The sequence below is a fragment of the Priestia sp. FSL P4-0332 genome, from assembly GCF_038005845.1.
In the GTDB taxonomy this organism is placed as follows: Bacteria; Bacillota; Bacilli; order Bacillales; family Bacillaceae_H; genus Priestia.
Genome location: NZ_JBBOUA010000004.1, coordinates 1 through 24,149 on the forward strand (window position 1 = coordinate 1; position 24,149 = coordinate 24,149).

Consider the following 24,149-nt stretch of genomic DNA (forward strand, 5'->3'; position numbering starts at 1 on the left):
ATAATCAATGAAGACACGACTTTAAATAGCCAAGTGGTGGCAACGGATGTCGATGGCAGACCATTGACGTACGGGTTACTGACAGGTCCAGTAAATGGAACCGTCGTTGTGAATCCAGACGGCACCTACACGTATACGCCAAATGAAAATTACAATGGGATAGATAGCTTTAGTGTAGTAGTAAGCGACGGCCAGGGAGAAACGGCCGTTTCTACCATCACGATTACGGTTCTGCCAATAAATGATCCACCAGTAGGGCCAGATGTTATTACGGTTACTACATTGGAAGAAATCCCAGTTACAGGCCAAATCGTGGCAACTGATCCAGATGGAGACCCTCTAATGTACACCTTACAAGATCTACCGACTAATGGAACAGCGATAATCAATCAAGAAGGATTATTCACTTATATACCAAATGAGAATTTTGCTGGAAACGATACGTTCACTGTAAGTATAGCTGATTCAACTGGACAATTTATTATTACTAATGTATTTGTTGTTGTTATACCAGTTGAACAGCCACCTACTGTACCGAATTATTCAATTACTACTCCTGAAAACCAATCCGTAACCAGCCAGGTAGTAGGAACCGATCCGCATGGGGATCCACTCACTTATCGTTTAGGAACCTCTCCAGTAAATGGGAACGTTATAGTAAATGCAGATGGAAGTTTTGTATATTTACCAAATTCTAATTATGTAGGTCCAGATTTATTTACAGTTATTGTAGAAGATTCAACAGGTCTTACAGCAGTGTCTATTGTAAATGTTACAGTTATTGATATGAATGATTCGCCAGTTACGAGTGATGTTATTCTTCAGACTATAGAAAACGTAGCAATCAATGGGCAAGTGTTCGCTACAGATCCAGATGATAATTTACTCACTTTCAGTTTATCTGGTACTCCCTTTAACGGCACAGCTGTGGTAAATGCAGATGGAACATTTTTATATACACCAAACCTTAATTTTATTGGCTTGGATTCTTTTACAGTAGAGGTAAGGGATAGTCGCGGAGCTAGTGCACAATCTCTTGTGACTATAAGTGTAATTCGAGTAAATCAACCACCTCTCGTTATAGATTTATCAATTTCGACTGTACAGGGACAGTTTGTAACAGGGCAAATTCCTGCCTTTGATCCTGAAGGTGATCCACTAGTATATGGGCTGAGTTTAGCGCCACTTAATGGTACCGCCATTATTAATGCAGATGGCACCTTTACCTATACGCCGAACCCAAGTTTTGTAGGATCAGATTCATTCTCTGTTTTTGCCAGAGATGCTCTTGGAAACCAAGGGTTTGGAACTATTACCGTGGAAGTGCAGTCTCAAGATTTACCGATTAGTGCTGAAGGGCTCACTTTAACTACTTTAGCAAATCAACCTGTAAGTGGATCTATTGCCACTGTGAATCCAGCGGGCTTTCCGTTAAGTTATGCTGTAGCCATTTCCCCATCAAATGGAACCGTTGTGTTAAATCAAGATGGTGCTTTAGTTTACACACCAAATCCTGGATTCACCGGAGAAGATGTCTTTAGTATCGTTGTTAGAGATTCAGCTGGAAACCAAAGTATTGCTAACGCTGTTGTGACAGTAGTAGTAGGAGACAGAATTTCAGTTGTTAATAGTGAGATAACTACTTTATTCAATGCACCAGTTTCTGGGCAAATAAGTGCTACAAATTTGAGTGGAAATCAGTTGTTTTATACACTTACATCTAATCCTATTAATGGATCTGTCTTAGTTAACCCAGATGGCACATTTAGTTATACACCAAATGCTGGATTCTTTGGAACAGATCAATTCCAAGTGCTTGTAAGTGATGTTCTCGGTAATACAGCTGTTGCAACTGTTTCCATTGTTACGGAAGGACCGGTAGAAAGGGCACCCATTGTGTCTGATCAAACCTTGACTACAATTGAAGAACAGCCAGTGTCAGGGGCAGTGCAGGCAGTTGATCCTCAAGGTGAAGCATTAACCTATACGTTACTTGGCACACCACCAAATGGAATAGTCGTATTAAATCCGGATGGCACCTTTACGTATACACCAAATTCAGGATTTGTGGGAACTGAGTCATTTACAGTGGCTGTTCAGAACCAAACTGGTTTAAACGCCACAGCTACCATACAAGTGACTGTTACCCCACTAGTAAATCAAATTATAGTGACAAATACGACGGTTCGAACAGAGGAAAATCAGTCAGTAAACGATCAAGTATCAGCTCGCGATCAGTTAAACAGGCCGTTAACCTACACGCTTAACACTCCTCCATTATACGGAACAGCAATTGTGAACCAGGATGGAACTTTTATCTATACACCAACTCCGGGTGTAAGCGGTATTGATAAGTTTGATGTGCTTATTCAGAATAATCAGGGAGACCAAGCAATTGCACCGGTTATTGTAATAATAAATCCAGCCCAGAGCACTATTACACTAGAGGATGTAACAGTGCAAACCCAACAAAATGTGAGTGTCTCAGGGACAGTAATAGCTACCGATTCTCTTGGAAGACCTCTTCGCTTTTCATTGAACCTGCCACCTTTAAATGGAACAGTTAGAATAAATCCGGATGGCACATTCACATACACGCCGAGCCCTCAGTTTTTTGGAATAGACTCTTTTACCGTACTTGTCCAAAACGATCGAGGAAATTCAGCCATTGGAATTGTTCGAGTAGTGGTTCAAGAAAATCAAGATATTATTACAGTTACTCCTCTTACAGTGAGAGGGCAAGCAAACCAACCGGTTACAGGGCAAGTTACAGCAACCGACACACTAGGAAGGCCGTTAACATATCAAGTAAATAATTTACCTTCAAATGGAACAATTGTTTTCAATGCGAATGGTACATTTATTTATACACCCAATATGGGTTTTACCGGTATTGACTCCTTTACCGTACTTGTCCAAAATGATTTGGGTCAGTTTGCAACGAGCAGTGTGAACGTTGTAGTTGAAGGAATAAATAATACGATTAGTACACAGGATCAGGAATTGACAATTCCAACAGGTCAAATTATTGGAAGTCAAATTATTGCGGTTGATGCATTAGGAAGACCCCTCACCTACACAGTGGTAACACCGCCTGCAAACGGTGTAGTGATTTTAAATATAGACGGCACATTCACCTATACTTCAAACTTAGGGTTTGTCGGTCAAGATCAGTTTGTTGTTGTTGTAAGGAATGACACTGGGCAAGAGGCATTCTCAGTTGTGACTGTTAATTCAACTCCAAGTAATAATATCATTACACCAGGCAGTAATACGTTTACTACTCTTCAGGGGATACAGGTGATCGACAGCGTGCAAGCAACGAATCTATTACAAAGACCATTAAATTACACACTGACTACTGAACCGGCTAATGGCAATGCAACCCTTGATGCTTCTGGGAGGTTTGTATATCAACCAAACTCCGGATTTATAGGAACAGATTCCTTTACAGTATTAGTAAGAGACGATTTAGGCACAGACTCTATTGTGCTAGTTACAATTATAGTAGGTAGGTTACCTCAGCCTCCTATCATAGCAGCCCAAACGTTTAGATTGTTGGTTAATACTATTGCAACAGGACGAATTATCGCCACAGATCCAAATTCTCTACAATTGTTTTATCAAGTGACTCAAAATCCACAAAACGGGCAGTTGCTGGTTGATCGAATAACAGGTGAATTTATTTATGTTCCTAACCCTAATTTTGTAGGAACGGACACTGCTGTCGTGCGTGTAACAAATACGGATGGGGTATCAAGTGAAGCTACGGTTACATTTACTGTAGAAAGGGCGCCTACACCTACACCCCCAATTAGCCGTCCAGTCAACAATCTAAGGAAAAGAAAACGTCTTAAAAAGAAAAAACGCAAACAAAAAAATGACTGCTCTAAAACGAAAAAAGAGAAATCACAGGATGATTGTTCTGAAACAAAAAAAGAGAAATCTCGGGATGAATGTTCTAAAAAGAGAAAAAAATAAGATATAGAAACTGATCCTTTGATTGCGAATAAAGTAATTCACGGTTCTCTAATTTCACAAAATAAAAACACCTTCACATTTAATAACTAACATTGAATGTAAAGGTGTTTTTTAGTGAAAAAGAAGAAATGAAGGCTTAAAAATATTAGCAAAAATAAATACAAAAATACATTTAGAAAAAGAAAACATTATTTGATATTTTGTGTATAAGAGGTAACAATAATTTTTATTTATAAAGAAAATTTGCTACGATACTATATTTTTAAGAGCAGTCATCAGCTGATCATAATTGAATTTTTTCACAATAGGAAATAAGGTTTTCTCATATGTCCCTTCATATTTCTGAAACAACTCTAATATAAGAAGACGGTTTGTTTGATGAAATTTATCAATTTTGTGTAAATGATTATTCAAGGTTCTCTTATCAACCGTTCCATCTTTTTTTCTATAATTCTCTCTATTCATTAAACGTTTCTTACACTCTTCCGGTGAAAGGTCTAAAAAAATAATTACATCAGCCTTCTCAAAACGTATATCGTAAGTTTCAAAATACCCCCATCCCTCAATAATCCATTCTTTTTGCTCTACTACCTTGTCTAATTGCCTTCTGAATTTGCGCCTTTGGCGCCGAAGCTGTTTAATCCTTTGCATGTTTTTATCACGAAACCATAAGTCCAAATGATAAACAGGTATCATTAGGTCCTTTCCGAGAGAAGTAGCCAATGTTGTTTTACCTGCACAACTATTCCCAAAGATTACAATTCTACACATAGAGCTCCCATCACTCCATTTATAAAATTAAAGGCCGCTTATAGAATTTAGTATAGGCTATGAGATTATATTAATAAGCCGTAAAATGGGTCGGCTACTTTAAAATATAACTCTTTCTGCTTACATAATAAGAAGCTACTTTAAAAGATCGATAGCATTTTTTCTGTTATATAATTAAATTTTATGATCATGTTAACTGTATATATGTTTGCAGATACAATAAAGGAGACTTATTACTATATAGAATATATACATAATATTTTTCAATAGTAGGCAATTATCTTTTTAGCATCGTACAACTCTGATAACCACAAAGGTGTGGATAAGTTTTCTTATTAATTCTATATTTCATGCTTGATCTAAATTGCTTCCATAAAGTGAGCGACTAATAGCCTGATTCACTTATTCTATGCCATAATAACTATATATAACCTTATATAACTTAGAGCACAGACTTAAACCTGCCCTTTTAGTAATCTATTCCTATCTGTAGAAACCGTTATATCGATATTGGTAAGGTAAATAATACAGAAAATATGAGCTTAGATGTAGATTTTAATACGATGTGGAATATTTGAGGGGTGAAAATTGAGCAACGATTTAAACAAGAGTTAGAAGATCTACAAGCTTTACTGTAATTGTAAACGAATAAAATTAAAAGGGTTGAGCCTCGTACGATAAAGAGTTTGATCTCATTAGGTACTTAGGCAATGTATCTAACTTTTAAGGTTTAGTTTCTAATCTCGATGGTCCTTTTTATCTAAACAAGCTTATCATGTACAAGTTTAGTGTTGATGTTAATATACAGCTAAAAATAGGTATTTTCCCTCCATACTTTGTCCATTCAATGTTTAATATTTTTCATATAATATATAGCAATGTGAATTTATTTTTCTTCTTTAAGGAGGGGTTTTGGATGGGCAGAGATCATAAATGTGTATGTGATCAGTTAGAAAGATTACAACCAGGGACACAAGTTGATATATTTCTAAACGGAAATGTACTGGAAGACCTTATTTTTACTAACTTTAATTTGGATACTTTCTGTGCAACTTTTGTTGATGTGGAAACGGAGACAGGAACTATTATTGTTTTAGATTGTAGAGATATACAAGCACTTCGAATTGAGTAGCATTATAAGATAATAGTGTAACAGTGTAATTGCAGAAGAGCTTGTAAAAGAGCTCTTCTGTTAATTTAAAGAAACGCTCTATTCAGATATTATCCAAACTAAGAAAGGGAAACCTAAAATGTCAATTTTCGTTAACCGTTTTACCAATCCCAAAATATTCAATTCTAATTCTATAGCTGAGAATCATAATCAGAAGGTATATCATATTGATCTGAATTCAAAATACAGTTCTAAAAGTGTGTGCAGCCTTTTAGAAACTTTTCACCAAGGAAAAAAGGTTAAAAACCTTTTAGTAAATGGTACACAAATAAAAGTTCAGAATTTTGTAGGATTTAACCCTAAGACTGGTCTCGCTACATTTTGGGGAAAGAATGATGGTATTCTTTTAGTTGATTGTGAGCGTATTGATGCTATTACACTTTGAAATAATTTTCACACTATAATGCCCTGTTCTGTGTCTTGTTAATCAGTGAAGATACCCCTTACTGTAATATTGTTTATAGAGAATTAATAACAGATATTTTTATACTTCCATATCATTTATACAAATATAAGGTTACTTTACAAACGTTTATAGAATTTAAAATACTCTGATGCATATTTTTTCTGCAACAAAAAGGCTTCTTAAAAATAGAAGCCTTTTTAAAATTATTAACCATGGAATAGTAAAAACCAAAAAAGTTTAGTCCTATTAAAATTTTCAAAACAATTTAGTTTATAAGGTTCTATATAAATCACACCAAATTTTCTGTTCTAAGTAGAGAAAAGCTACTGTACAGAAGCAATGGTTTTTCTGTTTTTAGGTTGTATAAATTACTCACTTTTAGTTTATATAATGAGCTTTATCAGAATTAAAAAGCTATGTTTCTTAAACAAGAACATAACTATTAAGGAAAAACCATCTAATGGATGCACTATATAGATACTTTAGGAGTAGCTACCCCTATCTTTAAATTTCATTGCCTGAAAAGGACAAGCATACAAGCAAAACTTTTTCTTTTTCATATTAATATATTATATCTTAAAAAGGGAGGTGGAGTGTTGAACTTTAATAGCAATGCACTCATTGGAACGGAAACAATACAAAAAATCCTAAGCAAGCAAATTTCCAATTCAATAGTTGTTGTTAAAGATTCTTGTAATGTTAATATTTCTATCACAGATACACAAACAGCAATAATTTTACAATCATTATTGCAGGTTTTAACCTTTATTCTAACGTTAATAGGTTTGGATGCTAATTCAATAAGATTAATTACAATCGAAGTTTTACTCCTTGCAAAAGTTATACAATCTAGCAATCATAAAATTATTATCGAAAATTCTAAAGATGTTCATGCTACTACAACTAATATTGATACAGTTATTTTTATACAAAGTTTTATATTAGTTTTGACTATTTTACTAGTTATCTAGGGCAGTGTATAACTAAATAAAAGTCAACTTAAGAAAAGCTCATCATACAAAAATTCAAATGGTATCGGGCAAGCATTTAATTTCTTGTTAGCATAATGGATTTAAAATCCTCTTCAGTGATTAACTGAAGAGGATTTCAATGTGTAATGATTATATTATGAAAAGAATTAAGATAAAGATTATATTAACTACCAAATAAATCATATTCATTAGCTTACTTTAAGTAAATTGTCTATATGAAAAAAATAACAATAATTAGAGTGAACTGATGCAATGAAACATACATTCAAAAACCTTGCCGTAAACAGAACAACTACTGTACAAGAGCAGTAGTTGTTCTGTTTCTAATCTATATATACTATACATTTTTAGCAACATAATTATTATTCTCGATATTTGTTTTTATAATAAATAATTAAATAGTACAAGCTCTTATTTGAAATTTACATATAATAAATCAAATGTAAATTTATAATTTATATTTAATTTATTGCAATAAGGGGGGGATACAAAGGATGATTACAGACTTATTAAGAATCTTAGATCCTGGAACACCAGTTCCAACCTTAGTCGTAGGCGGTGCTACGCTTACTAATCTTGTATTTTCAAGCTTTAATGCTACAACTAATTTAGCTTCTTTTGCAACTAGAACAGGTACTGGGACAAACGCTAGCACAAATATTGTCACAGTAAATGCTAATCAGATTCAAGCTATAACAACAGCTTAAATATATATCTTATTTAGAATTGGACATGCTTCATTTGACTATATATTTTATTAGATATATTTTAAAATCTCCATGTTTGACCAAACACTTACATCTAATTTAATGTAATAAATTCTAAAAATTAACTTAATACTCGTATAATTACAAAAAACTACTGATGGATCCAGTAGTTTTTTTTCTGCTTTTAGGCTGTATACGACATACAAAGACAATTTACATAATCTGTTTAATAAGAATGGCATAGTCTATTCTTAGACCATCCCATTCTTATAGAGTTATATTTAGTATTTAGAACAGTCACAATGATTGCAATCACAGTGACGATGGCATCTACAATTAGAACGGTGATCATGATGATTATTACATTCATGGTGGTGTTTACAGCTAGAACCATGGTGATGATCGCATTCATGGTGATGTTTACAGCTAGAACCATGGTGATGATTACATTCATGACGACGTCTACATCTACAACAAAATACAAGACGATTCCAACAATTCATATATAATACCCCCTATATATAGAATAGGATATTATATTCACAATAAAAAAAATGGCTTGTATTAGTGTCACCTAGTCTAAAAAATAGGCTCTACAATATAGAATGGTTATTCTTAAAGAAAAAATCTTGATGGTTACAAGTAAAAACCAATATTTTTCTTTTTTATACATAAATTGTTTACCAATTTGAACAAACTAATCAAGAGGATAAGAAAGATTTTATAAGAAGGGAAAACCTTTAGATATTGCTTAAATATAATGATTAAATATCCCTCGTAACTTCTCGTGAAAATAAGGAGTTGGTCCCTTATAATTGCTGCGGTTAATAATCTTAATATTTGTTCATATGAAATTTTTTTTAGTAACACAAACCAAGCAATTGGGTCATATGCTGATGAATGAAAAATGAAAGGTTGTGAATAAATGAACTATTATGTTTATGTTCCATATTATCCTCTGATGCATACCTATCACCCAACTGATCATAAATGCAAAAATTCATATCCTGTAGACATGTATTATACCCACCCTACTTATTTTGATTATCGTTTCTACGCTGTTCCGACTTATCATGAAACAGAATACCAAATGGGTAGAAGAAAAGTTAGAAAAGAAAAAGGTGGTCCAGATTTTGAGGCCCCATCTTATCGTAATTCCGACCTTGAGACTTCATCCTCTCATGATTCAGATTTTGAGGCTTCATCTTATCGTAATTCCGACCTTGAGACTTCATCCTCTCATGATTCAGATTTTGAGGCTTCATCTTATCATAATTCCGACCTTGAGACTTCATCCCCTCATGATTCAGATTTTGAGGCTTCATCTTATCGTAATTCCGACCTTGAGACTTCATCCCCTCATGATTCAGATTTTGAGGCTTCATCTTATCGTAATTCCGACCTTGAGACTTCATCCTCTCATGATTCAGATTTTGAGGCTTCATCTTATCGTAATTCCGACCTTGAGACTTCATCCCCTCATGATCCAGATTTTGAGACTTCATCTTATCGTAATTCCGACCTTGAGACTTCATCCCCTCATGATCCAGATTTTGAGACTCTATCTTATCGTAATTCCGATCTTGGGATTTCATCCCCTCATGATCCAGATTTTGAGACTCCATCTTATTGTAATTCCGATCTTGGGACTTCATCCCCTCATGATTCAGATTTTGAGACTCCATCTTATCGTAATTCCGATCTTGGGACTTCATCCCCTCATGATCCAGATTTTGAGACTCCATCTTATCGTAATTCCGATCTTGGGACTTCATCCCATCGTGATTCAGATTTTGAGACTCCATCTTATCGTAATTCCGATCTTGGGACTTCATCCCATCGTGATTCATTCCTAGACAATTTATACAAAGATGGTCCCTATGGTGATATAACTGTAGCCTATCCCTTCAAAAACGATATAACCAATGGAACTAAATAAAAAACGTAAATGAAAAAGCAATTGCTGAAAAGAGGGATAAGTTATATAAAAGGACCGCATCCTTTTTTATGTAATTAGTTTAGACAAAACTTATGATAATAACAAAAAACTAATTTTTTATTTATCATAGGTTTTAAATCACATATTATCATTATTAGATAAAGCTTTTAGCAACGAAGCATCAGCAAAAGATTACAATAAAAAAACAGAAAAAAACTATCTCCATACGCCAAGATAGTTTTTTCTGTTTTTAGGATGTATATGATATACAAAATATCTTACATAATCAGTTTAATGGGAAGTTCGTTTCCCAATGAAATTTATCTATCAGTTTGATTTGTATTTATTACGATTGGAAGGTATAATTTTTAACGGTCTCATCATGTCATGGTCTTCATGTTCTAAACGATGACAGTGCCATACGTAGTCTCCAGAAAATGGATGAAATTTCATGATGATTCGTACGGTTTCTCCTGAACCTACTAGAACAGTATCTTTTAAACCAAAATCAGCTGGGAGAGGAGCTACCAAGTTTCCATTTTGATCATAACGATCAAGTACACGAAAATTAACCAGATGTATATGAATAGGGTGAATTCCGGGGGTCAAATTCACTAACTCCCATATTTCAACAGAATTAAGTAAGGGTGTTTCTGTTGCTGGGTCCATCCACTCCTTATCGTCAAATAAAAGCATAAGACGTCCAAATTCGTCTTGCGAGTCATTTAATGTCAATCGTCTTATCTTTTTCACTTTATTTAATGGAATACGGTCAATATGGCTCAAGAGAGATGGAAGTCTGCTCTGATCAGGACAGGATAAAAATTTAGTTACTTGGAATTCCATTATCTCGCCAGTTGGATTTTCTGATTCAAAACCATCTTGTAATATTACATTTTGCCCTTCCAACCCTGAAAAATCAATAACAATATCGATCCGTTCAGCTGGTGAAACATCCAAACTTTTCACTTTAATTGGACGGGAAAGAAGGCCACCATCAGTTCCAATTAAAGCAAAAGGGCGCAGGTTGCTTAATTGGAACTGATATGTTCGAGTATTGGAAGCGTTTAATAAACGGAATCTATATTTGCGAGGCTCTACTTTTAAAAATGGCCAGACTTTCCCGTTAACCGTAATGGTATCCCCTAAAAATGAAGGAACAATTGAAGGGTATGGTAAATTAGGAGATGGATTGTCTGGTTGTGCAGGATAAAAGAGCGAACCGTTTAGATTAAATGTTTTATCTTGGATAATTAGAGGTACCTCGTATTTACCCTTAGGAAGTGACAGTGATCTTTCTTGCTCATCTCGAATGAAGTAAAGTCCCGCAAGACCCGCATACACATTCAGACGAGTAACCCCAAGTGCATGGTCATGATACCAGAGAGCAGTTGCTCTTTCCTCATTCGTATAATGATAAATTTCTTTCATAAAGTGAGGACCTGTTTGTCTAAATCCTCTTGTAAACCATGCTTCGGGATGACCATCACTAGCTGGTTCCGAGGGGCTTCCATGCAGGTGTACAACAGTTCTTACTTCTGGATTATGACTAGCTCCGTGAATGGTTTTATCCACTGGTAAAAAATGTTTTTCAGGTAAGTTGTTTGCCCATCTCACATATATGGGTTGATTTTTTTCTACATTAAAAGTTGGACCTGGTACTAACCCATTATAGCCCCATACCTTGGTTTTAGGTAAATCCCTATGAAACTTGTGTAGTGTTTCAATCATGCATACATCATAAAACGGCCTGCCTTTATACATTCCCTTTGGTCTGATTATTGAAGGAATTGGAAGGGTATCAACAAATTTTTTTAACTCCAAACATTTTTATCTCCTTTTATCTAACAGAATATATTAATTGACTATATTCTATTAAATAAATATTTTTTTGCTTGTATACTTGTCCATATTTATTATAGAACTTGATATATAAGGGTTTATAATATTTTTTTAATTAATTAAGCTTCACTACTGTTAATGATGCAGCATTAACTTCTTGTTCACCTATAATTGGTAACAAAGTATCCGTAGATGGACCGATGTTTCTAAGTTCCAATGTTGAGTTTTTTGGGATATGAATAATAGCTTGTCCAATGAGCATTAGACTCGCTCCATTCACTTGTCTTTGTATACCATACTGGGTAAGCTTATCCTTTACTAAGAAATTGTTTAAAATCAAACCATACGTTGAAGAAGAAGAAGGACCATCGATTAATAATACATATTCAATCTTATAGTCACCGGATTTACTAATTATTAAGGTATCACTAGGTAAGGCAAACTTTATATGATTTAATGGACCGTTTTGATTAAACGTTATACTTTCACCTGAGTTGACCATGATGGGTTTGGAACCTATGAGTGTAACGTAGCCATAGGCAGGTGAATATCTTTTCCAGTTTCGATCTGACACTATTAGTCACCTACTCACTTATTATTTCTATTATGGTATGTGAGTAGATTAAAATTGATTGTACTATTGTATTATGAGTTATATTATTAATCCTAATAGATAGAAATGAATACTCAATACAATGTTAGTTAACATAATAAAAATTATAAGTAATCATAAAACCAAACCAAAACCTTTCTTTTTCTGTTTTTAGATGCATATTGTATATAACACTAGTTTACATATGAGTTTTTCCAGTATTAAAAGCCTCTTCAGTTCATTAAAGGGGCTTTTAATGCGTGATAAGTAGATTTAGAAAAAAGGTAAGGTGAAGGTTAAATTAACTACCAAATAAATTATATTCATTAGCCTATTTTAAGTGAATTGTCCAGTCAATAAAAATGAGTTAAAAACAGCCCATGAATTAATTCATGGGCTGTTTACCCTCCTAGCAAAGGATGAAAATAAAGATAGAGCAAGAGATCTGTCACGTGTAATATATGTTGCTGCCCATTACGAAGTAAATTGTCCGTAGGAATAAAACAAAAATAATTTGAGAAACTACCAAGATGGATGAATCATTGTTTTGAGCTCATCTCCTTAAGAACAGAAAAAATTCCTTCCAACCAACGGGGATTTTTCTGTTTTTAAGCTATATATGATATATATATGTTTAGTTAACATAATATAGATTCCATAAATAAGTAAATGCATTTTAGATAAAAAGTTGCATTTTACTCTTTAGGGTATACTTGCCTAGTGGTAAGTACACTCAGAGCATCCTTAACTTTTCTTGCAAAGGAGAGTGGCTGATCAATAGACTCGAAATGCATATACATTAGACGTGGTTCATCAAATAGCCAATGATTATGAACAGCTGTTACGATGATACCATGTTCTCGAAGCCTAGTGATAAATGGATTGATTTCAGTCTGCAAAATCACAGTTTCTCCACTGCAAAGAGCCTGACCATCTTCTGTCATAGACTCGAATGTAAACATTTGAGGGATTAGTAAAAATGATCTTCCTCTTCTCCCAAGAACCTCAGGGTGAATGTTTGTACGAGATTTCATTACTGTACAAATTCCATTCTCAAATGTATGCATGGATCCCCCCAGAATGTTATTAAATCTGTCACAGAGATTAGATGAGTTACTATAATCAGAAGTTATGGTTTTACAATCAGGATAAACATTACGTGTAGTCAATACACTCAATGCATCTCTAACTTTTCTCGCAAAAGAAAGTGGTTGATCAATAGATTCAAAGTGCATATACATTAGACGTGGTTCATCAAATAACCAGTGGTTATGAACAGCAGTTACTATGATGCCATGCTCCCTAAGTTTACTCATGAATGGATTAATTTCATCTTGGAGAATTACTGTTTCCCCAAGACATAAAGCTCTCCCATTTCGATCAACGTCTTCAAAAGAAAAAGCTTGTGGTACAAACATGAAAGATTCTGCTCTTCTCCCTAATACTACAGGATGGAGATTGGTACGAGATCTAGTTGCAGTACATACGCTATTAATAACACTTGGCGTTGAGTCAAGTATTCTTGCAAACTCTCGACAGAGTTCAGATGGTTGATTGTCCATGTTCCTCATGAAAATGCCTCCTATAAATAACATATAATCTTGTTATAATATGTACTTACATAAATTAAGAAATGGGCAATCGTCTACTACTGTTCTCTTTAGATAACTTTTTCTGTTTTTAAAATGTATAAGGTATATAAATCTAGTTAACATAATGAGTGTCATCTGAGTTAAAAGCCATTGGAACTAATGATTCAAACGTTTTTTTTTCATATCAGAACATGCCCAAACTCTTTTCATTTAGTTGCATATTTTACTAGTACAAGCACTATATAACTTTATGAAAGGAGAAAAATTAATGCCCTTTAACTTTAGAAAAACTGTAATCGTTATGGAACTGCTATTCCAAGATGTGTTAAAAACAAACTTTGTAATCCCTTTATATCCAACTACATTTAGAGAAACCATTATACCTGTCCCTACGCCTTTAGGAGTTACAGATTTGCCACCTAACATTTATTTTGATCTTGATAATCGATTTAATGTAGAACAAGAACAAAGAATCAGAGATGCCATTAGTGAAACTATGTTGGTATGGGCTACTCATATGAATGAAAAATGGAATGGCGGAACAAACACTGGAATTTCACAAATGGCAGCTTGTATAAACATATATGCAACACAGAATTTACGCCCTGCTTGGTATAGTGAATCACCTATTCAAAATGGACTAACAGCTACTAATATAGCTATGGATCAGTTTACTCAACTTATACGTGATAATGGATTTAGGCGTTCCCCAAGAGCGAAAATCTTCGCTGCTCCACTTAACAATAATACTATTGTCTTTGCATTAACTGCTTTTACTCAGAATTTTGTACCCTTATCATTTATTGTTGACCCAACCTTAATTGATATTGCTACTCTAAACTTTATCACTGGTTCTATGATGCACTCTTGGCTACATTGCGCAGGATTCTTCGACCCTAATACAACTAGTTATTTCAACACGGAATGCTCAATGTGTGTCATGAGAGGATTTCGACCTAAAAACCCTGACATGCCTGATAACCTTTATTATCAGTTTTTCGATTAACTAAAAGTGTACGTATACCTTATACACTTTTAGTTAATATAATGAATTTTATTAGAAAGAAAACTTTTTTTACAAGTTACCCTAAAGGCTTTCTATATAGGATTCAGATTATATTAGACAAGCACACAAGCACTTTCTTGATTAAAGAATAGTATATTAAGAGAAATGAGAAAGGAGGAATTATAGTGGGTAACTGCCATGAAAAAAAACATGAACACAAACACAACTGTGAATCTATCCTTCAGAAAGCCTTTGAAAAACTTTTAAAAGAAATCTTCGAAGATCATCATAAAGATCACCATAAAGATCACCATAAGGACAAACATGATTGTGGATGTCATAGCTAAGATTAACATTATTATAAAAGACCTTTTAGCGGGGACAAGCAATAAAGGATTGAATTCTTGTCTTAAATACTGACCCATAATTCAAACGATTTACTCAAAATGTTGAAAAGTATCCCCAATTTAGAACCCAAAAGGAAAAGCTTCTGTTGCAACAGAGGCTTTTTCTCTTTTAGACTGTATACGATATATAAAACTAGTTAATATAATGTGCCTCACTTATACAAAATGCTTGTCCTGTCTTAGGACAAGCATACAAACATTTTATTAATCAATGAATAAGATATATAGAAACTAATAATGGAGGTGATAAACATGTGTAAATATTATTGCAAGTCAAAAGATAAGAAGTATAAAGAGGACAAGCATAAGGAATATAAATGTAAAAAAAATAAAGAATACAAGTCTAAATGTAAAGACAAGAAAAACGATGGTTATTCTTATTAATTAATTTATTAATGTAAGGTCTCTATTTCTTATAGGAAGTATAACAGGTTTTTAAGAAAACCTGTTATACTCATCAAAAATGCCTGCCTCTTTTGATTTAAAAAGGGCAGGCTGTTCTTTCTACAGCATCTATAAGAAATAGACGCAAAAATAGTATAAATCTTAAATAACACCAGTACTTGTCCAAGCACTTGTAATTACTTTACATATCATAAATTATGCGACGAAACATTTTGTCTCTTTCTATAAATGGGAGAAAAAACTACTGATGGCACACATCAGTAGTTTTTTTGACTTTAAAGATATATTTGGTATAGACTTTTAGTTCATATAATGTTTTTTATCAACATTAAAAGCCCCTCCGATCATTAAACAAAGAGGCTTTTGACGCCTGAGAGGTTTATTCGAAAAGAATAATGATAGAGTAAGAGATCTGTTATTTACAATACATAATATATGTTACTATTCATTACTAAACAAATTGTCCATTATGAATAATTTTTTTATCATTTGGACAAACTAGCTAAGATGGATAAATCATCACTTTACGACTACCTTTCAACAAACAAAAAAAGCTACTGTTGAAGCCAGTAGCTTTTTTGTTTTTAACCTATATATAGTATACACATGTAGCTAGCATATTTGATTTTATAGGCACTATATCTACAGTAAAAGGATTGCCAAAAACACTTTTCCACTTCATTACCATAAATGTAATTTTTTAATGATTGATATTCTTAAACTTATCTGATTATTATGGATTTAAATCGTCATTCTTATCTAATTAAGCGTTTTCATTTTAAAAGTGGGGGACTATACTTATGCATGAGAAACAGAAAAGACATGCTCAATTTGTAAGGCTTCCTGTTGATATTGTAAAAAGGATTGATGAGTATAAAGAATCTAAAACAATATCTTCTAGAAATGAAGCTATTTTAGAATTAATTAAAAAAGGGTTAGGTAAAGCTGATTGATCTCTAAAGAGTAAGACGCTGTTACGAATAAGATTTGCTTTTACGAACAAACTACTCAAGAAGCTTATTAGCTTTCTGCCCAAAATTTCCGCAACAGAAAAACTTCCTTAACGCATTCGGGAAGTTTTTCTGTTTTTAAGCTGTATATCATATACAAAGCTAATTAACATAATGAATTTTATAGGAAATAACTAATAGCACCTTATCTATAAAGATGCTATTACCACTGAACTAAAACACTCTTTAAGGCATTTTGTTTAACTAACCCGTTTGTATATTTCTCCTGGAACTTATTTAACATAGAGATTTTCGTTTGAACAAGAAGATTTTTGCTATATTCATAAGGGTCTGAACATTTTGGGCCTATTTCTCATACTGTATTAGGTATTAATAATATATTGAGGTGAAAAATATGGACGCAAATTATATAGATTCTTATTATTACCCAAGATTTTTAGACTCACAGTTCCCGTCCCCTAGTTTCCCTGGATCACCTGGTGGTTTCCCTGGATCACCTGGTGGTTTCCCTGGATCACCTGGTGGTTTCCCTGGATCACCTGGTGGTTTCCCTGGATCACCTGGCGGTTTCCCTGGATCACCTGGCGGTTTCCCTGGATCACCTGGTGGTGGGCAACAAGCTCCAACTTCCCCACCACCAGCATTTATCCCACAACAGCAAACGGCAACACCATTTGCAGTCGATCCAGGAGCCATTTCTTTATGTTTATTCCGTAACACCTATATATGGCTTAGAAATGGGTCAAGTTTTTGGTATTACCCTATTTTTGTAGGACCGAGATCAGTTGCTGGTTTCAGATGGAACGGGCGATTCTGGACTATTTTTGGTATAGATACAAGACGAATTGTTTCATTTACATGTTTCTAAGTGTTCATAATTTATAGCCCTAGAAAAAGGGGGGAACCAGCTTTGCAACATACAGAGAATGTCAGGGCTAGTATGCCATTCCCATCACGATGGGGTATCCACGCTGAGATTGCAGGTAGACCTATGGTTTGGGGTGTGCTTATCATTAACTCTATTACAGAGAATAGAGTAATGGGTACAGTTAATTTTCGGGGCACCCTCATTCCTATTAACGGATATTGGAATGAGGGGAGCAAACAAATCACCTTTAATTCACCTTATGCCACATATTCTGGTAACTTAACTATGTTTGACGATTCCACTACTAGAATTCGACATCTTGTTTTAAGTGGGCGGGTTATTATGATGTCACCTTCTTTGCTAGCAGGTAGGAGTGGAACTTGGGTGGCTACCACAGATACAAGTCTCACAGGACCTGCCGTTAGCAATAGTGATTTACCTCCTGTTGGTGCCTTTTTAACATCAAATATACTTCATAGTGGACTTGGACGTTGAGGAAATCCTTTGAAAATATCCAATTTGGAAAGCAAAAAAACTAACTTTGAGTCAGAAAGAAGTTAGTTTTTTTGCTTTTAATGATATAGATTAATACATCATCTTATAAAATTATAGAGAATTCCTAATAAGTATTATAAATATTTTCGCATGTTTCAGCTTTTGGTTGATAAAAGCAATGAAGCTTATATCGAGCAACAAGAGGTTGATTGTACCATGTTGGAGGGCACTGTTGAGGAGGTCTGAAATACCATAGGCTAAATTTTGCAGGCCAACTACGTTCTCCTCTGACAGATCGACGTGCCAAACGTTTTTCACTTTCCCGTGCTCTTTGATAGAAATAGCCTTTTTGAGTAGCTTCAAATGCATGCGGTTGATAAATCATTTGTGGAATAGTTCTCAGTCCTTTAAAATCAGAGCAATTTGCTCTAATTCTATTAACCCCCACATTTCCTATAAGAAGCATTCCTTGTTCACCTTCACCTTCACCTTCTGCTCTAAGGAGCCTCGCTAAAAGAGCTATGTCTGAAGTTGTCGCTTTAACAACCGCCATAATTTCACCTCCAGAAATAGGATATTTCCCTATGGCCCGTATAATGTCTTTTCTTCATTTTTTTTAAAAATAGGCTTTTCTCTACCATTACTTCCTGCCTATTTTCCCAAAAATATGGACATTCACCCAAGAAGGAAACTAGGTAAATGCATATTCTTGCTTTGATAAGAAAAAATGGAGGTTTTTGTCATGAATTCAGAAATGCATTTGTTACCTAATTTATATTTTCAAGAAAATCAGTTACCCTATGGAGATATGAGGTTTGGAAGACCAGGTTTTGGTGGTCCTGGCTTCGGCCGCCCTGGTTTTGGTAGTCCTGGTTTCGGTTTTGGACGCCCCGGATTTGGTTGGGGACCTGGTTTCGGGTTCGGTTTCGGTTTTGGACGCCCTGGATTTGGTTGGGGACCTTGGTTTGGCCCTGGAATCGGTTGGGGAGGGCCCTGGTTTTGGTAGTCCCTTTTTATATTAAATGAACTATATCCAAAAAGCCTTAAGATCAATGATCTTAAGGCTTTTTTTGAAATAACTTACTAAATTCAGAAAATCAAAGCTTTATAAATTTACCAATTTCAGCATATTCAGTTTCTTTACTTAAGTGACTTGCCTATAATGAATAAAACAAATGATGCAACAAACATAAAAAACATTGGCTAAGACTTAGCCAATGTTTTTTATGTTTAGATAGATACCCTGAGGAGGGCTTTTTCCAAAAAAAAACGGATGATTCTTCAGAATTCAGATTACATTCTATTCATCGACCTGTTTTCAGGTGAATTATCTATACGAATAACATTTAACAATTTGAGCAAACTACCCAAGATGATTAGAGTCATCAATAAAACATAGTTTTTTCTTTTTTTAAACTGTATAGAATATACAAAGTTAGTTAATATAATGTGCATTATCAGCAATTGCTAAGTATATATAGAAAAAGTGAATAAAAAAAGCTAGCATCTAGCTAACTTTTTTTCAAACAAACTGGATTTAATGATTAGCATCCTCCAGCGAAGCCGCCAAAACAAGAAGCACCGATAATGATTAATAAGATAAACAGCACAATAATTAAAGCAAAACCACTACCAAAACCACAGCCGCCTCCGCCATAGCCGCAACCGCCACCATAACCTCCAAAGCCCATATTTTCACCCCCCTATATGTTTAATACTCTTAAGATATGCATAGAAAATTAAAATGCCAGCCCATACTCTGAACTGGTAAAAATAATAGGATTTTGTAGATATATATAAACCCTTTAGATTAGTTTACATAGAATGAATGAACCATCCGATTTAAGCCCGTAGATCAGTTACCTCCCTAACGGATTTGCAGTTGTTAAAAAAACAGAAAAACCCCCTGCCGCCTGGGAGTTTTTCTGTTTTTTAGATGTATATCATATATATGTTTAGTTAGTGTAATGGATTTTATTGGAATTCATTATCTGAAAAGGTTTTGAATATTATTAGAGAAGGCTCTAGGAATGCCACTTCGATAAAGCCATCTCTATTTTTTTTAAAAAAACAATCTGTCTTCCAATACAGATTGTTTTTTCTTTTTTTGATTTTGTGAATTATGAAGGTGAAAAATGAAGTTAAAAGGATTCTACGTGTGAGACGAAATTTATTCAAGTTACATTATATGCCTACATTTTTCTTTAGGTAACTTGCCTAAATTAATATTTTTCTATCATTTGAACAAACTACTCAAAATGTAATAAAGCATCAGCTAACATCTATATTTTACGACTAGAAAAACTCCCCATAAGGTAGTTTTTTCGTTTTTTAAGCTGCGTATTTTATACATCTTTAGTAAACATAATCGTTATTCCCAGAAATGATAAGAGCCCCTATTTTATTGAATAAGGGTTCTTCTTATTTAGTTATTACTATGAGTAGCTACCAAAGCCTCCGCCAAAACAACTACATCCAATAATGATAAGAAGAATAAATAATACAATTAATAAAGCAGCTCCAAATTCGCCGCAATTAGACGTATAAAGAATCCCTTCTCTATTAGATTTTTATCACTTTCACAGATAAAATAGTCCTCTTACTTTTAAGAAACTAGTCTATTATAAATAAATTTAAAATGACCAAACAGGAATATGTAAAAGCCTTTCAATTGATTTAAAAAGACAGACTTTTCTTTCTACAGTATTTATCTTAAAAAGGCTACTGCATGGTGAACAGTGGTTCTTTCTTTTTTTGCTGTAGTGAATATACAGGTGTAGTTAAAATAATACAATTTATAGATAATAGTCACCTTAATCTTTGATTAATAATACTAAGATTTATCTTGTAATAAAAATCCCTTGAATTATACAAACTCAAGAGATTTCTACATATAATTAATATCTTTATTTATAAAAAGGAGTGAATATATGAATCAAAATATACCTCAGTATGTTGCTTTAACTTTTGATGATGGACCTTCAGCTTACACAATCTCCATTTTAGATATTCTAAAAAGATATAATATATCCGCAACATTCTTTGTTGTTGGTTCAGAAGTGAAAAAATTCCCAGATATAATACAAAGAATTTATAGGGAAAAGCATATCATTGGCAATCATACTTGGAACCACCCTGATATAACAACCCTTTCAAGGAATGAATTGTGGAAGGAAATTAATTCGACAAATATTCAAATCAAGAAAATAATAGGACATTCTCCAGATTTATTTCGTCCTCCCTATAGTTCAATAAATGATAAAAATGCTGATGCTATTAAGAAATTTGGGATGACTTCCGTATTATGGAATGTAGATAGTAAAGATTGGCAGGAGAAATCCCCCTCAAGTATACAAAAGAATGTCATTTCAGGAATCAAGAAAAAGAGTCTCATTGTAATGCATGACGGGGATCAATACGGTAGTGGACCTAGAGACCAAATCGTTACTTCATTGCCTGAAATCATTACATATTTATTAAAAAATAATTATCGTTTTTTAACAGTTCCAGAGTTCCACCAAGTTGCATACAAAATTGAAAAATGGTCCTAAAAGGATGGTTAACTTTTTTATATTCGGCTCAACAGTAAGATAGTTTTTTCTTTTTTAGCTGTATATGATATATATTTTTAGTTAACATAATGAATTAAATCAGCAGCTACACTTAAATCATTTTCAATACCTATCAATAATTTTTAGTTCGATCCATGATAAGACCCTTCCATTTTTTGAGGGCACCCCATATTATAATAAAGGTCTTTATGAGTTCTACATGGAGTGCTTTCCTTGACGGGAAAGTGCCCTTTTATTTTGTTGTCTCCTTCTACTTTTTTGAATTCTTAAAGAATTCTTTCTCCAAAAGCTGAACAAGAGAATCTTTTTTGCACATACCTTCTTCAATACATCTCTTAGCAAATTCTTTAAATAATTCTTCTGGTATATCAGCATTTAAACGCTTAAATCCAGGCAGTGTTTTAAGCATTTTAAGCTTCCTCCTAGAATGAGTGCGCACTCAAATAAGTGATAATTAAAGGATATAATTACCATAGACAATAACCAAAATTAAAATGGTTATTTAGTAATTAATTACCTATAACAGAAATCTTGAATATCATAGGGAGAATTAACACATTAAAATCCGGGGGGACACGATGTGACCAAACTATTTGCTATCAGTGCAGGTATGTCCTTTTTTGCCGTTGCTAAAGCTGAGAATGAAAAAGAAGTACTTACTATTCTTGTTAACCGAGAATTAGAAGAACAAGAGGATTTTGGTATCAGAGCGCATATTGATGACTTTTCGATTGAAGGGCTGTGTGGTGATTTCTTCCATGATGAAAAGGGATCATTTATCGAAGGTCACATCTTAGACTACCCTCGCCATATAAGGAAAATGGGCACTAAAGAGCGTGATACCTATATCCAATCACATGTCGAAAAGAATGCTAGAATTTTTTGGAAAGACAATCCATTTTATGCGGAATTGTACTTGCGGGAATTCAAAAAGTATAAGGCAGCAGGGAAAGACCTAGGAAATACGTTCCGTCCTCATTTTTCGGATGAATTTTATTTCATTACGGCCAAATTAATTATTACTGAAACGGATTGGTACGGAGAAGATTTTCAAATCATTGAAATTGACTTAACTAACCGTAATTACCAGCTTATTTTCGAACTTACTTTAGAGGAAGATTAGTTAACATAATAAGCATTCTAAGAAATAAAAAAGCCATGTTCTTAAAAAGAGAACATGGCTAGGGAAGATGAAAAGGTTGTAATACATTATATATACTTTATAAATAAGTTGTATTAGACAATAATCTAATTTTAATAAATAAAATTAGATTTCTAGAGCAAACTATTCAAGAAGCTGTAAAGTTTCCATTCTTCAATCAAATAAATGTAACAGAAAAGCACCAGGAGTTTTTCTTTCTTTTAAGCTGCATATGATATACATGTTTAGTTAACAATTTCAAGTATGCTTCCCGATTCCTCTATATTAAAATAAATCTATATGGAACAACCTGATAATAAGATCCATATAATAATATTATATTTCTTTGTCTTTTGTCATTTACTTACCATATCTTCATAAAGATATGGTTTTTTCGGATCAATCCACATAAAACAAAAAAGGACAGATAAACTTAATTCTGTCCTTTTTATTCTCAACAAATAAATTAATATCCACTAAATCCTGTACAAGAACAACCTACAATGATAAGTAAAATAAATAGAATAACAATTAATGAAAATGCCATTAACTATAACACCTCCTACTTTTACATCAGAGGATTAATTAATAAGAAGACTTGAAACATGAGCAACCTACAATAATTAATAAAATAAATAAAACGAGAATTAAAGCCAAACTAAAACCGGATCCACCATAACTAGATCCACCGTAGCCACAGCCACCATAATTGTTTCCACCCCAACACATCAATAACTCACCTCCACTAAATACTAAGAAAAATTAATCTCTACTCTAAGGTATGTCCTTAAAGCTAAATTCGATTGGACAAACACATTAATAGGCATAAAAATAAATTTTATGCCTATCGTCATTATTATTGTGTATATAAAAATTATGATAAAAAAGCCTGTTATTATAAAGAAGATGCTATCTTAGAAAGTATAATACAAAGAACATAATGATTCTAAAATACATATAGTATTCATGTAATAGCTCACACAAACTTATCTATAAGCCATATTCTTTAAAATTCGAAGATATGGCCTTCGTTAAAAAATATACGTATTTAACAATATTTATTTTAAATATCTGTTTCCAATAGATTTATTTAATTTAGGCTATGTTGACGATCATTAAAGAAAGACCTGTTACTTAGGCGGTGTTAGTAACAGATCCTGTAAAGGAAATATGAAATAGGATTTCCTTATACGCCGCTAAGATATCCTACGTAAAATTAGTGAAACAACTTATAATAATGTCTATAAAATCATTAAAAATATATATTATTTATCCATAAAAAATAACGCCA

At 33.6% G+C, this 24,149-nt stretch carries 24 protein-coding genes; 14 read left to right on the forward strand and 10 right to left on the reverse strand.

The window, feature by feature from the left end; genetic code table 11:
- Positions 1 to 3,981 (forward strand): Ig-like domain-containing protein (locus MKY06_RS28910; protein ID WP_340962123.1); only part of this gene is annotated, 3,981 nt, incomplete at its 5' end.
- Positions 3,982 to 4,227: 246 nt separating this feature from the next.
- On the opposite strand, the gene MKY06_RS28915 is transcribed toward MKY06_RS28910, so the two are convergent.
- Entirely contained in the window at positions 4,228 to 4,752 is a 525-nt protein-coding gene (locus tag MKY06_RS28915; protein WP_098278602.1) for an AAA family ATPase, read from the reverse strand.
- Positions 4,753 to 5,668: 916 nt separating this feature from the next.
- Between MKY06_RS28915 and MKY06_RS28920 the strand changes: the two genes are divergently transcribed.
- The 6 genes from MKY06_RS28920 to MKY06_RS28945 all read left to right on the forward strand — a co-directional run bounded on the left by MKY06_RS28920 (position 5,669) and on the right by MKY06_RS28945 (position 9,967).
- The gene (locus tag MKY06_RS28920; protein WP_029319888.1) at positions 5,669 to 5,884 is read left to right on the forward strand and encodes a hypothetical protein; all 216 of its coding nucleotides are present in this window, start codon (positions 5,669 to 5,671) and stop codon (positions 5,882 to 5,884) included.
- Positions 5,885 to 6,002: 118 nt separating this feature from the next.
- Positions 6,003 to 6,308 carry a hypothetical protein gene (locus MKY06_RS28925; RefSeq protein ID WP_047933833.1) on the forward strand — a complete coding sequence of 102 codons (306 nt, stop codon included), beginning with the start codon at positions 6,003 to 6,005 and terminating at the stop codon, positions 6,306 to 6,308.
- 617 nt (positions 6,309 to 6,925) lie between these two features.
- Positions 6,926 to 7,300, forward strand: a complete 375-nt coding sequence (locus tag MKY06_RS28930) for a spore coat protein (RefSeq protein ID WP_116299326.1) — start codon at positions 6,926 to 6,928, stop codon at positions 7,298 to 7,300.
- A gap of 515 nt (positions 7,301 to 7,815) precedes the next feature.
- Positions 7,816 to 8,028 (forward strand): hypothetical protein, encoded by a 213-nt coding sequence (locus tag MKY06_RS28935; RefSeq protein ID WP_074684415.1) that lies wholly within the window; start codon positions 7,816 to 7,818, stop codon positions 8,026 to 8,028.
- Between the two features lie 302 nt (positions 8,029 to 8,330).
- Positions 8,331 to 8,537 (forward strand): hypothetical protein, encoded by a 207-nt coding sequence (locus MKY06_RS28940; protein WP_141524677.1) that lies wholly within the window; start codon positions 8,331 to 8,333, stop codon positions 8,535 to 8,537.
- Positions 8,538 to 8,953: 416 nt separating this feature from the next.
- On the forward strand, positions 8,954 to 9,967 hold the full coding sequence (locus MKY06_RS28945) for a pentapeptide repeat-containing protein (protein ID WP_116299320.1): 1,014 nt from the start codon (positions 8,954 to 8,956) through the stop codon (positions 9,965 to 9,967).
- Between the two features lie 327 nt (positions 9,968 to 10,294).
- On the opposite strand, the gene MKY06_RS28950 is transcribed toward MKY06_RS28945, so the two are convergent.
- From MKY06_RS28950 to MKY06_RS28960, 3 genes are all read right to left on the reverse strand, one after another.
- Positions 10,295 to 11,791: a multicopper oxidase family protein gene (locus MKY06_RS28950; protein WP_116299319.1), complete on the reverse strand. Its 1,497-nt coding sequence runs from the start codon at positions 11,789 to 11,791 to the stop codon at positions 10,295 to 10,297.
- 133 nt (positions 11,792 to 11,924) lie between these two features.
- On the reverse strand, positions 11,925 to 12,383 hold the full coding sequence (locus tag MKY06_RS28955; protein WP_029319874.1) for a hypothetical protein: 459 nt from the start codon (positions 12,381 to 12,383) through the stop codon (positions 11,925 to 11,927).
- Between the two features lie 713 nt (positions 12,384 to 13,096).
- Positions 13,097 to 13,972 (reverse strand): DUF1259 domain-containing protein, encoded by an 876-nt coding sequence (locus tag MKY06_RS28960; protein ID WP_116299318.1) that lies wholly within the window; start codon positions 13,970 to 13,972, stop codon positions 13,097 to 13,099.
- 271 nt (positions 13,973 to 14,243) lie between these two features.
- Between MKY06_RS28960 and MKY06_RS28965 the strand changes: the two genes are divergently transcribed.
- The 4 genes from MKY06_RS28965 to MKY06_RS28980 all read left to right on the forward strand — a co-directional run bounded on the left by MKY06_RS28965 (position 14,244) and on the right by MKY06_RS28980 (position 18,145).
- On the forward strand, positions 14,244 to 14,999 hold the full coding sequence (locus MKY06_RS28965; protein WP_256995909.1) for a hypothetical protein: 756 nt from the start codon (positions 14,244 to 14,246) through the stop codon (positions 14,997 to 14,999).
- A 1,612-nt stretch (positions 15,000 to 16,611) separates the two neighbouring features.
- Positions 16,612 to 16,764: a hypothetical protein gene (locus tag MKY06_RS28970; RefSeq protein WP_170960126.1), complete on the forward strand. Its 153-nt coding sequence runs from the start codon at positions 16,612 to 16,614 to the stop codon at positions 16,762 to 16,764.
- Between the two features lie 412 nt (positions 16,765 to 17,176).
- Entirely contained in the window at positions 17,177 to 17,650 is a 474-nt protein-coding gene (locus MKY06_RS28975) for a transporter (protein ID WP_098502259.1), read from the forward strand.
- A gap of 123 nt (positions 17,651 to 17,773) precedes the next feature.
- The gene (locus MKY06_RS28980) at positions 17,774 to 18,145 is read left to right on the forward strand and encodes a hypothetical protein (protein WP_223269040.1); all 372 of its coding nucleotides are present in this window, start codon (positions 17,774 to 17,776) and stop codon (positions 18,143 to 18,145) included.
- Between the two features lie 124 nt (positions 18,146 to 18,269).
- Here the strand turns inward: MKY06_RS28980 and MKY06_RS28985 are convergent, their stop codons facing one another.
- Positions 18,270 to 18,698, reverse strand: a complete 429-nt coding sequence (locus MKY06_RS28985; protein WP_097812776.1) for a cell wall hydrolase — start codon at positions 18,696 to 18,698, stop codon at positions 18,270 to 18,272.
- Positions 18,699 to 18,887: 189 nt separating this feature from the next.
- Between MKY06_RS28985 and MKY06_RS28990 the strand changes: the two genes are divergently transcribed.
- Positions 18,888 to 19,151 (forward strand): hypothetical protein, encoded by a 264-nt coding sequence (locus MKY06_RS28990; protein WP_340962136.1) that lies wholly within the window; start codon positions 18,888 to 18,890, stop codon positions 19,149 to 19,151.
- Between the two features lie 538 nt (positions 19,152 to 19,689).
- Here MKY06_RS28990 and MKY06_RS28995 read toward each other — a convergent pair.
- Positions 19,690 to 19,836, reverse strand: coding sequence for a YjcZ family sporulation protein (locus MKY06_RS28995; RefSeq protein WP_074684460.1), 147 nt, complete (start codon positions 19,834 to 19,836; stop codon positions 19,690 to 19,692).
- 744 nt (positions 19,837 to 20,580) lie between these two features.
- Positions 20,581 to 20,697, reverse strand: coding sequence for a sporulation protein YjcZ (yjcZ, locus tag MKY06_RS29000; RefSeq protein WP_074684461.1), 117 nt, complete (start codon positions 20,695 to 20,697; stop codon positions 20,581 to 20,583).
- Positions 20,698 to 21,075: 378 nt separating this feature from the next.
- Between yjcZ (MKY06_RS29000) and MKY06_RS29005 the strand changes: the two genes are divergently transcribed.
- Positions 21,076 to 21,696: a polysaccharide deacetylase family protein gene (locus MKY06_RS29005; protein WP_097812777.1), complete on the forward strand. Its 621-nt coding sequence runs from the start codon at positions 21,076 to 21,078 to the stop codon at positions 21,694 to 21,696.
- Positions 21,697 to 21,967: 271 nt separating this feature from the next.
- Here the strand turns inward: MKY06_RS29005 and MKY06_RS29010 are convergent, their stop codons facing one another.
- Entirely contained in the window at positions 21,968 to 22,126 is a 159-nt protein-coding gene (locus MKY06_RS29010; RefSeq protein ID WP_190238268.1) for a hypothetical protein, read from the reverse strand.
- 171 nt (positions 22,127 to 22,297) lie between these two features.
- Here MKY06_RS29010 and MKY06_RS29015 point away from each other — a divergent pair, with 171 nt between their 5' ends.
- Complete coding sequence (locus tag MKY06_RS29015) at positions 22,298 to 22,840, forward strand: hypothetical protein (protein WP_029319861.1); 543 nt, start codon at positions 22,298 to 22,300, stop codon at positions 22,838 to 22,840.
- 484 nt (positions 22,841 to 23,324) lie between these two features.
- Here MKY06_RS29015 and MKY06_RS29020 read toward each other — a convergent pair whose 3' ends face one another.
- A complete protein-coding gene (locus tag MKY06_RS29020; protein WP_116299316.1) occupies positions 23,325 to 23,405 on the reverse strand; it encodes a YjcZ family sporulation protein in 81 nt (26 codons plus the stop codon).
- 38 nt (positions 23,406 to 23,443) lie between these two features.
- Positions 23,444 to 23,587, reverse strand: a complete 144-nt coding sequence (gene yjcZ, locus MKY06_RS29025) for a sporulation protein YjcZ (RefSeq protein ID WP_098278594.1) — start codon at positions 23,585 to 23,587, stop codon at positions 23,444 to 23,446.
- Positions 23,588 to 24,149 lie beyond the last annotated feature (562 nt).